The 10,876-nt window shown below is 52.4% G+C and carries 11 protein-coding genes; 5 read left to right on the top strand and 6 right to left on the bottom strand.

Annotation, left to right across the window (positions count from 1 at the left end):
- Window positions 1-137: 137 nt before the first annotated feature.
- Window positions 138-1,394: an MFS transporter gene (locus ACXAFR_RS20635; RefSeq protein ID WP_475180429.1), complete on the bottom strand. Its 1,257-nt coding sequence runs from the start codon at window positions 1,392-1,394 to the stop codon at window positions 138-140.
- 140 nt (window positions 1,395-1,534) lie between these two features.
- Here ACXAFR_RS20635 and ACXAFR_RS20630 point away from each other — a divergent pair, with 140 nt between their 5' ends.
- Window positions 1,535-2,422: a LysR family transcriptional regulator gene (locus ACXAFR_RS20630; RefSeq protein WP_475180428.1), complete on the top strand. Its 888-nt coding sequence runs from the start codon at window positions 1,535-1,537 to the stop codon at window positions 2,420-2,422.
- Here ACXAFR_RS20630 and ACXAFR_RS20625 read toward each other — a convergent pair.
- The 3 genes from ACXAFR_RS20625 to ACXAFR_RS20615 form a co-directional block, all read right to left on the bottom strand.
- A complete protein-coding gene (locus tag ACXAFR_RS20625; protein WP_475180426.1) occupies window positions 2,419-3,591 on the bottom strand; it encodes an isovaleryl-CoA dehydrogenase in 1,173 nt (390 codons plus the stop codon). The two genes, ACXAFR_RS20630 and ACXAFR_RS20625, sit on opposite strands and share 4 nt — an antisense overlap.
- 239 nt (window positions 3,592-3,830) lie before the next feature.
- Entirely contained in the window at window positions 3,831-4,256 is a 426-nt protein-coding gene (locus ACXAFR_RS20620; RefSeq protein WP_475180424.1) for a hypothetical protein, read from the bottom strand.
- Window positions 4,257-4,413: 157 nt separating this feature from the next.
- Complete coding sequence (locus ACXAFR_RS20615; RefSeq protein WP_475180422.1) at window positions 4,414-5,010, bottom strand: hypothetical protein; 597 nt, start codon at window positions 5,008-5,010, stop codon at window positions 4,414-4,416.
- 131 nt (window positions 5,011-5,141) lie between these two features.
- Here ACXAFR_RS20615 and ACXAFR_RS20610 point away from each other — a divergent pair, with 131 nt between their 5' ends.
- From ACXAFR_RS20610 to ACXAFR_RS20600, 3 genes are all read left to right on the top strand, one after another.
- Window positions 5,142-7,025: an alkaline phosphatase D family protein gene (locus ACXAFR_RS20610; RefSeq protein WP_475180419.1), complete on the top strand. Its 1,884-nt coding sequence runs from the start codon at window positions 5,142-5,144 to the stop codon at window positions 7,023-7,025.
- Between the two features lie 147 nt (window positions 7,026-7,172).
- A complete protein-coding gene (locus ACXAFR_RS20605; protein ID WP_475180414.1) occupies window positions 7,173-7,661 on the top strand; it encodes a flavin reductase in 489 nt (162 codons plus the stop codon).
- A gap of 123 nt (window positions 7,662-7,784) precedes the next feature.
- Complete coding sequence (locus ACXAFR_RS20600; RefSeq protein WP_475180409.1) at window positions 7,785-8,570, top strand: siderophore-interacting protein; 786 nt, start codon at window positions 7,785-7,787, stop codon at window positions 8,568-8,570.
- 2 nt (window positions 8,571-8,572) lie between these two features.
- On the opposite strand, the gene ACXAFR_RS20595 is transcribed toward ACXAFR_RS20600, so the two are convergent.
- The gene (locus ACXAFR_RS20595; RefSeq protein ID WP_475180407.1) at window positions 8,573-8,887 is read right to left on the bottom strand and encodes a DUF3861 domain-containing protein; all 315 of its coding nucleotides are present in this window, start codon (window positions 8,885-8,887) and stop codon (window positions 8,573-8,575) included.
- Window positions 8,887-9,492: a PadR family transcriptional regulator gene (locus ACXAFR_RS20590; protein ID WP_475180405.1), complete on the bottom strand. Its 606-nt coding sequence runs from the start codon at window positions 9,490-9,492 to the stop codon at window positions 8,887-8,889. Before ACXAFR_RS20590 ends, ACXAFR_RS20595 begins: the two co-directional genes overlap by 1 nt.
- Before the next feature lie 234 nt (window positions 9,493-9,726).
- Here ACXAFR_RS20590 and ACXAFR_RS20585 point away from each other — a divergent pair, with 234 nt between their 5' ends.
- Complete coding sequence (locus tag ACXAFR_RS20585) at window positions 9,727-10,872, top strand: efflux RND transporter periplasmic adaptor subunit (RefSeq protein WP_475180403.1); 1,146 nt, start codon at window positions 9,727-9,729, stop codon at window positions 10,870-10,872.
- Window positions 10,873-10,876 lie beyond the last annotated feature (4 nt).

The following is a 10,876-nucleotide window of genomic DNA, read 5'->3' as shown; positions in this document are numbered from 1 at the left end:
TGTGAGGTAGATCTCAAGATTGAGGCGCTGAAATTGCCCTTATAGGGCCTGAAGTGAAACCTTACTTTTTTCGATGTCTGCCCCACCGGCAATTCGCAAGAGCAAGGTCGCTCGGTAGGGTATGAAAGGGCGACTTGTTAATCGCCCTGATTCAAAAACCGATTCTGCGCTCGACTGTCTTGCGTATTGCAGTGCAGCATTATTAGAAAATACGCGGACAAGGCCAATAAAATACCCGAGATTTTCAAGACGGAATGCCATCCAAACTGACTGAGGATTCCACCCGATGCAAAGCTTCCCAAGGCCATAACGCCAAAGACAATAAAGTCGTTGAGAGACTGAACCTTTGCCGCTTCTGCCGGAGAGTGGCATTCCAGCACGATCGCCGAAGCACCAACAAAGGCAAAGTTCCAACCCACCCCCAAGAGGATAAGCATGGTCCAGAAGTGAAAGACGTCGGTTCCTAAAAGACCAGTGAAAGCCGCAACGCCGGTGAGCGCCATGCCCAGTGCGGTAACCTTGTTGGCTCCAACGCGGGTAATCAGTTTTCCAGTAAAAAAGCTGGGTGCGTACATAGCGATCACATGCCACTGTATACCGAGATTGGCCATGTGATGGGAGTGTCCGTGCTGATGCATCGCTAGTGGCGCGGCCGTCATTAGAAAATTCATCAGCAGGTAGGCGACGGAACCTGCGATAACCGCGGTCACGAAGCGGGGCTGTTTGATGATCAACGTGAGAGGGCGACCCGGGCTGCTGTTTGAATGCACGGGAGCGGGTGATTTTACGAGTAAGAGTACCAGCGCGGCCAGGGCAGCGAGCATTGCCTGACATAGGAAGGTCGCCGCGTAGTTACTTGGCCAAATATCCATGGTCAAATTGACGGTTTGTGGACCAATCACTCCAGCGGCAACACCCCCGGCCATGACCATCGACAGCGCCCTGGCTTTCATGCCGCTAGGGACGGAATCGGTCGCCGAGAAGCGAAACGATAGGGCGACGGCGGCGTAGGCGCCACCACTAGCACAGGCGACACAGAACAGCCAAAAGGAATGGGCTTGTACCGCCAGCATACCCAATAAACCCGCCATTATTCCGGTTGCGGTGCCAATCATAAAGACCGGTCTTCGACCGAAGCGACCTGCCAACCGGCCCATAGGAAGCGTAAACGCGGCCATACCAACCACAAATACGGATATTGGCAGAGTCACCAGGAGTTGCGAAGGGGCCAGTTGGCTGCCGACGATTGCGCCGGTTGCAAAAATGATAACGGAATTGGCGCCTGCTAACGCTTGGGCAATCATCAGGGCCCAAAGATTCAGGGATTGTCTTTTGGTCGTGACTTCTGGAGACGGCAGTGAAGAATCAGCGGTGGAGGAGTTATGTGACGTCATTGTGGAACCAAAAAGAAGCCGGTTGTTGTCTTCGGTTGACCGCCGGCAAGAATGTTGTGGAGTTGAGGTGGCGCACGATACACAATTCTTGTTATGAAGAATAATGGTTATAATAGATAAAACCATGTGAAATATTCATAATGATTGATCGTCAGCATCTCTCTATCATTCGCGAAGTCCACCGTTGTGGCAGCGTTACGGCTGCGGCAGAGCGCCTTAATTTAAGCCAGTCAGCCGTGAGTCACGCCATCGGTAAGTTGGAGCGCTATCACCAGGTTGATATCTGGCGCAAAAAGGGTCGCAAATTAAGCCTGACTCAGGCGGGACACTACTTGTTGTCTCTGGCTGAACGTTGGCTGCCAGAACTGGAAAACGCTGAGCGCTTGTTGCAGCAGATGGCGGCTGGGCAGAGAGGTAGCATTCGTTTAGGAATGGAGTGCCACCCCTGCGAGAAATGGCTGATGCGGGTCACCAAACCCTATTTATTGCAGTGGCCGGATGTTGATCTTGAGATTCGTACCGCGTTTCGCTTTGATGGCATTGCCGCATTGCAAGCGTGTGATGTCGACATTTTGGTGACACCGGATCCTGTGATAACTGCAGGGGTTGTCTATCACCCCGTGTTCGATTACGAGCTTAAGATTATTGTGCCCAAGACGCATAGGTTGGCAACACGGTCGTTTGTTCGACCAGAAGATCTGTGCGAGGAAACACTCTTTACCCTGCCCGTGGGAAAAGATCGGCTGGACATCTTTGCGCGATTTCTATTGCCAGCAGGCTGTCAACCAAGAAAGCATGTCGGTATTGAAACGACAGAGCTAATGTTGCAATTGGTTGCAGCAGATCGCGGTATCACTGTATTGCCCGATTGGTTGACGATGGAAGAGGGACGGGATCTGCCGATAAAAATGCTAAAAATTGGACGCGCGGGTCTTCCCAAAAGCATCAATTTTGGTTTTCGAGTAGAGGATGCCGATATCGATTATCTGCAGGGTTTTATTGAAATGGCATTGCATCGAACCCCTTAACTGGATTCTTTGAACAGCTCGCGGCCGATTAACATACGGCGGATTTCAGAGGTACCTGCGCCGATTTCGTAGAGTTTTGCATCTCGCAGTAATCGACCGGCTGGCATGTCATTCATATAGCCGTTACCACCGAGAATCTGAATGGTATCGAGTGCGGCTTTCGTCGCTTGCTCTGCACAAAACAAAATAGCACCGGCAGCATCTTTGCGATCACTTTGACCAAGATCACAGGCTCGGGCAACCGCATATAGATAGCTTCGACAGGCATTGAGATGTGTGTACATATCGGCGAGTTTTGCCTGAATCAATTGGAATTCGCCAATAGGCTGTCCAAATTGATGGCGGTCATGAACGTAAGGCAATGCGAGATCGAGACACGCCTGGATAATGCCCACGGGGCCGGCGGCCAAGACCGTGCGCTCATAGTCCAGCCCTGACATAAGCACCTTTACGCCTTGGCCTTCTTGACCGAGGCGATTGGCGGCCGGAACCCAGCAATCGTCGAAAATCAGTTGGCAGGTGTTCGAGCCTCGCATACCGAGCTTGTCGAGCTTGGGTTGGCGGGTAAACCCGTCGACCTGTGTTTCAAAGATAAAGGCGGAAATCCCTTGGGGGCCTGCCGAGGGATCCGTTTTTCCATAGAGGACGATAATATCGGCGTCTGGCCCGTTGGTAATCCACATCTTGCTTCCGTTTAGCCGATAGCCGTCGCCATCGCGAGTCGCCGTCAATGACATGCTGACGACGTCTGAGCCTGCATTGGGTTCAGACATCGCTAAGGCGCCGATGGTCTCTCCACGGCATAAGCTCGGCAAAAAGGCTGCGCGTTGGCTGTCGGTGCCATTGCGGTATATTTGGTTGATGCACAGGTTGGAATGAGCTCCGTAAGAGAGCGCCACGGCGGCGCTAGCCCGAGACAATTCTTCCATGGCGATTACGTGGGCCAGGTAGCCGAGTCCGGAACCACCAAAACGCTCTGGGACGGTTATCCCCAATAAACCGAGTTCTCCCATTGCCTGCCACAGCGCCATGGGGAATTGATTGTCGCGGTCGATTTCCTGGGCGATCGGCGCGATCTGGTCATGGGCAAAGCGGCTGACGGTATCGCGTAAGAGGTCGAGTTCTTCACCGTCGACCCCGTGGCTGAGTGATGATCGCAACTGTGTCATTGGGCTATCCCTCTGTGGGTTGCCCAAACTGACGTTCTCTGGTGTCGCGTATGTCGAATGGGCTTGTTATTGTGGTTTCAATAACAGTCTCGCCCGAAAAACCCGCTTTGTCACGCGGCGAAGAATTGTCGTAACAGCGGATAAAACAGCATCGATGCCAGGCATATGGCCGGTAATGTTGAAACTTTCAGCCAGAAAATAACGTTTTCAAAAACTTTCATTACCAAGACTCCGATCAATTACCGGGCGGTTGCCAGGTAAGGTCGCTGGATAGGTTGAGAAACCGGGATATTTTGTCGATCCGACAGCTTGCTGAGACTGTGTACCAGTGGCGACACCACAGGGTCATCACAATCCCGCACCAGTGCCAGGGTATTTGCACACAATTGGCTGTTGGAGCGTCCTGTGCGCTGAATGCAGTAGGCATATTCGATGGCGGTAATCAACAGGGCTCTGATAGGCTCGCGCTGATACCAACGACTGAGTGGAGACTCGGCCAGTTGGTAGGCTCTCGCGTAGGCGCTGCAGGCGTTTTCAAAAGCGCTTTTGCGGACTGCGGAGCGAGCGAGATCCATATTCCAGCGCCATTGACTGAGTTCGGTGAGCAGCCAGGTCACCTGTAATCTACGAGGTGGATCAAGAGCGGATAGATCGGGGGGCAACATGGTTAGGAAACTCCGAATAAGGACGTTCACTTTGACAGAGGATCTTAGTTTTAATGAGAATAGTGATAATTATTCTCATTTGCAAGTGGGTTTCCCATATTTTCTCGTGCGGTGTTACACGCCATGGAATAGAGAGCCCGCCAGACGTGTCTGAGGACTAGAGCTCTTTTTGGTAAAACGCCATGGTTTTCGGAGTTTCGACCTCATCATCGAGGTCTTTCCAGGAAAACTGCGTGGTTGTTCCTGGCATTGGCATATAGCCGAAGTGCGCCCAGATAGGGTCGAGAGGCAGGTAGTCAGAGGGGCGGCGAGGATGGTTGATCGGCCGTTGAACGGCGCAGAACACCGCGGCATCAAAGCCGCCGGTCTGGCGCGCATGGTCTTCCCGAGCAGAGAAAAACTGGCGATAAAGGCCTTTGCCACGCCACGCGGGTAACAGCACCGATTCTGCACAGTAGAATATTCGGGCCACCGACAATCCCTGTTCCCGGAACGGCCGCTGAAAGGCACTGTCTTCATCTTGCAAGGACAATCCGGTTGATGCGCCGACAATTTGACCGGCGCTGGTTGCTATCACAGCAACGCTTGTCGAGCTGTCAATGTACGTTTGCAGATATTGGGCTTCATAAGCTGTCGTGCCATCGTACAAATAAGGGAATTCGCGAAACACGGTGATGCGCAACTGAGCTAACTCATCGAGCCAGTTTTCTATGTCGCGACCACGGGCGATATGAATGTCCACGCTTGCCATCATCGAAGGCATCCGGAAAGAGGGATGCACTATGTGTACCGCAAGTTGTAATCTTGGTTCAAGTTTTATCGTATATAGTGTCGGATTCGACGCTCGACACCGTCGATCATGATCGTTAACACAGGTTGTATTGAATGCCCGCAGTTGCAGTATCCGACACGCTTCCCGAAATCCTCGCCGGCCCTATGGTGCGACACGCCAATCACCATCAATTGGTACTCTGGTTGGTAACCAGCCGTCGACGTCGAATACGGGCCGAAGTCTTCGATATCGAAGGAAAGACGTTATTCTCGGCGTCGTTAGGCGAGCGGCAGCAGATTGAGATCCCCGTCGGTGAGCGGTGTTTTATGCAGCTCTTGGTTATTCCTCTCGATCTGGAAAAGCAGACTGGGCTTGTGGCTTACGATCTGTTTTTGGACGATGAGCCAGAATCCCTGGCAGAGCGACTTGACGGCTGGTGCTACGGAGAACAAACACGCTCGCAGTTTCCCGTTAACTCCAACCTGAGTAACATCTTGCACGGGTCCTGTCGTAAGCCCCATCACCCCAGTGACGATGGCTTATTGGCTGTCGACAGTGTGCTGGAGGCCGCTCAGTCCTCGCCTGACATATTGCCTTCGCTCTTGATGTTGTCTGGTGATCAAGTCTATGTGGACGATGTCGCCGGTCCCATGTTGGTGGCGATTCATCAATTGTCGGAGCGGCTGGGGTTATTCACCGAGACCTTTGAGGGAGCGACCGTAGGCAACAACGCGGAACTGCTAGGCTCGAGCCAATGCTATTTCGAACGCAACCAACTGCTGCCCCAGACCCGAGCAAACCGGGATTTGGTGGATTTGTTTTTCGGTGGCGCGGAAAAACCCATTTTTACATCGGCGGGCGCTCACAATCACCTGATCAGTTTCGCAGAAGTCACCGCGCTGTATTTGTTGTGCTGGTCACCGGAGCCCTGGACCTTAATTGACCTGAGTAATTCAGAGACTCGGGTTAAGGAAGAGTATCGTGAGCGTTATCGGGAAGAGTTGGGGTGTATCGAGCAATTTGCCGAGGGGCTAGTGCGCGTGCGGCGCGCCCTGGGTCACATTCCGGTATACATGATCTTCGATGATCACGACATCACTGACGATTGGAATCTCACTCGCGGTTGGGAAGAGGCCGCCTACGGGCATCCTTTTTCCAAGCGCATCATCGGCAATGCGCTACTGGGCTACTGGCTGTATCAAGGCTTGGGCAATTCACCTCAGTCACTACTTGAGGTTGCCTCTCTCGATGCGCATTTCACCGACCAGGGGTTGAAAAACCATGAACAGCTCATCGATGCGCTGTTGGAGTGGGATGCTTGGCACTATGAGCTGGAGACGTCGCCTGCGCTGGTTGTTTTGGATACGCGAACTCACCGATGGCGTTCAGAGGCGAGCTCAGGCAAGCCTTCTGGTTTGATGGATTGGGAAGCCTTATCGGATCTGCAGCAGACGTTGATGAGTAAGGAGGCGGTGATTATGGTCTCTCCGAGCCCTGTGTTTGGGGTAAAGCTCATCGAAACCGTGCAGCGGATTTTCACGTTTTTTGGTCACGCTCTCACGGTCGATGCGGAGAATTGGATGGCGCATCCCGGAGCTGCCATGGTCATGTTGAATATTTTCCAACACCAGAAAACACCACCGCAATTTATGATTTTATCTGGCGATGTCCATTACTCGTTTGCCTACGACATCACCTTGCGCAACCGACGTAACAGTCCTCGAATTCTCCAAGTCACCGCCAGCGGTCTGAAAAATCAATTTCCGGAAAAGCTGCTGAAAACCTTCGATATCGTCAACCAATCGTTGTATTCCAGTCGTTCACCGTTGAACGTATTTACCAAACGACGTCATATGCGCATCAAAGAGCGTCACCCCGATAACGGTTGGCCGGAACTCTACAATCGTAGTGGCGTCGGGCAGGTGCTGATCGAAGGGGAGCTGGCCAGCGCGCGGGTAAAAGTGATCCACGAAGATGGCGAAGTCGAATTTCTCTGACGGAGGCATGCATTCTTCCGCTCGTTGGCGGCGAATGCATCCCGTGAGTGTCGGTTCAAGGGGCAGCCATCGTTATATTTTGGCTTATCCTGTCGAATTGGATACCATGACAGGCTTTGGACCTTAGAGATTCCCTCAGAACAGTCGATGAAGAATGTAGATCAGCAACAGTTTCGTGATGCCATGGCACGTCTCGGTGCCGCGGTGAATATTATCACCACCGATGGCCCGGGTGGACGTTATGGTTTAACCGCATCGGCCGTGTGCAGTGTGACCGATGATCCCCCAACCCTATTGGCTTGCATTAATCGGGATACCCAAGGTAATGGGATTTTGAAACAAAACATGACGCTTTGTGTCAATGTTCTCAGTGGCGCCCATATCGATGTTGCCAGTCGATTCGCCAGTAAAAATCTGACCATCGAAGAGCGCTTCCAAGATGTGGATGATTGGTCTTCACTGACTACCGGTGCACCAGTGCTAAACTCTGCAAATACTGCGATGGATTGCCGCATTACCGATGTTAAGGAAGTTGGCACACACAGTGTCTTTTTCTGTGAGGTTGTCGGCCTCGCATTGGGAGGACATGCCAGCTCGTTGTTGTATGTGAATCGCGCATTTCACACGGTCGACTAACCGAAAACTATTCGGGGCGTCAGACGAGCATTATGCAAATAAGTGCAAACGTGGCTGGTTGCTGAAAACACAATTTTTTAAAGTGATGTCTATCGCTGTCGATCCGAGTTGTTGAGATTTCCCATGAAACGAGTAACCCCCCGAGAGCTGCAGGTATTGCAGGTAACCGAAGTTTCCATGCATATGCGACGTGTCACCCTGGGTGGCGCAGGCTATGAAGGTTTTCCCGAAGGGGTTGCCGGCAGCTACATCAAATTGTTTTTCGATGTCGGTAACGAAGAGCCGGCACTTAGAACCTATACCGTGCGAAGCCAGCGACACAGTGAGCGCGAGATCGATGTGGATTTTGTTCTTCATGGCGATAGTGGTTTGGCCTCTGCATGGGCCAATCGGGTTGCTGAGGGGCAGCGAATTCGCGTGGGAGGCCCAGGGCCGGGGCGCATGATCAACACCGATGCCGACTGGTTTTTTCTGGCGGGAGACATGACAGCGTTGCCAGCTCTGAGCGTCAATCTTGAGCAATTGCCAGAGGCAGCGAAAGGTTACGTTGTCATCGAAGTGTTGGAAGAGGGGGATATGCAACCCCTGAAGCTGCCAAAAGGTATGCAGCTGTTTTGGGTCATCAATCCCGATCGTAAAAATCCCCAGGCGCTGGTGCATGAAGTTCGCGGTCAGACATGGTTACCTGGGCGGCCGGCCGTTTGGGCTGCCTGTGAATTTGATGCTATGAAAGCTCTGCGTAAATACTTTAAGCAAGAGCGTCAAATTGATCGGGAACGTTTTTACATTTCCAGTTATTGGAAACAGGGTGTCAGCGAAGATCACCACAAAAAAATAAAACGAGTGGATGCGGATGATGATGCGAAAAAGGACGCTGATAACAACAGCCTGGCAAATTCGGCGGTATAATTTCAGCTGGCGTCCACAGGTTTTTGTTCTTTAGAGTTCCCCTTCAGTGTTTTCATAAAACGCATAAATGGCTCGCGTAAAGCGTCAAATAACGGGTGGCGCTTGTTCTTGAGCATCACTTCTGAAAAGAGTTTCAAGCCCACGGCAAGTGCTGTCGCATCGTCCTCGGAAAGATCGGGACGCCGTTTCATGCGTTCTACGATGGCGAGAATGTCGTCGTGATTGCTGACCTCAAACGACAGTGAGTTGGCGCCCTCGTTGGGCGCGCCAGAATCCGTAAGCGGAGTGACGTCTATCTGATAGCGGTGTGCACGCATTATTCGTCTCCTGTTTCTTTTGGGGACAGCAGTGCGTCTATGTCGTCTGCGGCCTTTTCAAGAATGGTCACAATTTGCTGGACCTGGCCATCACTGATGGCGTCGACCAGAATCCGTCCTTTCAATCGGCTGCGCAGTCGGTGCATTGCACCTCGAATCGCCACTTGGGATTCGTCTCCCTGATCCGTCAGTTTTTCCTGCAGCTTTTCCTGGAGGGCGTTCACATAGTCCCGCTGTTGCTCAAGCTCTTCACGCCCCTTGTCGGTAATCGAAAAGATTTTTTTACTGCCTTCCTGGGCGGCGACGATCAGGTCCTGATCTTCAAGTAAGGCAAGGGTGGGGTAGAGCACACCTGGGCTTGGGGCATAGGCGCCAGCGGTGGCGTCCTGAATGACTTTGATAAGGCCGTAGCCATGGGTGGCTTCGGCGCTCAAGTTCTGTAATACCAATAGGCGTAAATCGCCGTGTCCGAACAGGCGACCACCTCCGCCGCGACCTCCCCGGTGTTTGCCGCGGCTTCTGGGCTCCTCAGAACGGCCTCCGCCGCGCTTGTAACCGCGACCGCTGCCGCGTCCAAATTCAGATTGTCTGTTGGGTTTTTTCATGTGTTTTCCTTTTAGATATATCGAAAATGTACACACACTATAGGGCGTGGCATTTTGTTTGGCAACAAATAGATATATCTAAAATGTTAAGAATGTTTTGTTGGGCTCCGCAAGTGCCCACTGTCACGGCCGCGTAACCTTTCGTGCAGATACTCTTGCGGGACATCTAATCATTTGATTAAATCAATTGATTAGATGTCCCGCTTATGTCGATCCATTCACGTTTGGAATCCTATGCTTTTGCCGTCATTTTTCCGTGTCAGCCTATCCGTCATCTTTTCCATTGGACTGGTGGCGTGTAGTGATCAGTCTGCGCCACCGGAACCCCTTGCAAGGCCAGTCTCTGTTTTTCCTCTGTCCGACCACGCCAATGGCTATGAGCGTCGTTTAACCGGCGTACTACAGCCAGCGGAAACCGCTGAGCTGAGTTTTGAAGTCAGTGGTAAAGTGGAGACGGTCAACGTCGATCTTGGCAGCCGCTTCAAAGGCGGTGATTTGCTGGCCAGCCTCGACAATCGCAATTATGTCTTGGCTGTCGAGGAGCAGGAGGGCGCCTTAGCTGAAGCGAAGGCGAGGTTGGTGGAAGCCCGTAACGATTTTTCGCGTAAAGAAAAGCTTGTTGCCAAAGGGGCCGTTTCGCAGAGTGTCTATGACAGCGCCAAGGCGCTTTTCGAAGCGGCCGAAGATCAAGTGTCCGTGGCTCAGTCGCGGTTGCAAATGGCCCACGAAGATCTTGCCGATACGCAGTTGTTAGCTCCCTATGCCGGAACCGTCGCGGTACGCGCCATCGAGCCTTCACAACAAATTGCTTCAGGTACGCCCGTCTTTGAAATACAAGGCAACAGTGCTCTGGAGGTATCTCTTTTGGTTCCGGAAAACCTGCTTTACGAAATGCGTCCGGGGCTGTCCGTGGATGTTCAGTTTCCCGCCCACAATCTCACTGCTGTGAATGATCCTGAGTCAGACGATCCCAAAGAGGGATTGGTCGCACGGGTGACCGAGATAGGCACACGTGCGGGCAAGGCGAACGCCTTTCCGGTGACGCTAACGTTGGAGCATCAGTCAGATACGCTTAAGGCGGGTATGAGTGCTGAGGTTGTTTTTCATTTTAATCGACAGCTTCCTGTGGGGAGCGGCCGTTACCGAATTCCCGCCAGTGCGCTGGGTGCGGGACCTGACAATCAGCACTTTGTGTTTCGCGTACGGGATCAGCAGCTGCAAAAGGTTTCCGTGTCGGTGCAGGAGCTGCAATCGGATGCGGTCTATTTGACCGGAGATCTCGCCGCTGGGGATCTTATTGTACGAACCGGATTGGCCTTCCTACAGGATAATCAACCCGTTCGTGTGTTAGACGATACCCCTAAAATTTACAATCCCTGATCCC

It is taken from the genome of Pseudomaricurvus sp. ABR4_320 (genome assembly GCF_056159445.1).
The sequence above is the reverse complement of the archived record's forward strand: the minus strand, read 5'-3'. Positions and strand labels throughout refer to the sequence as shown.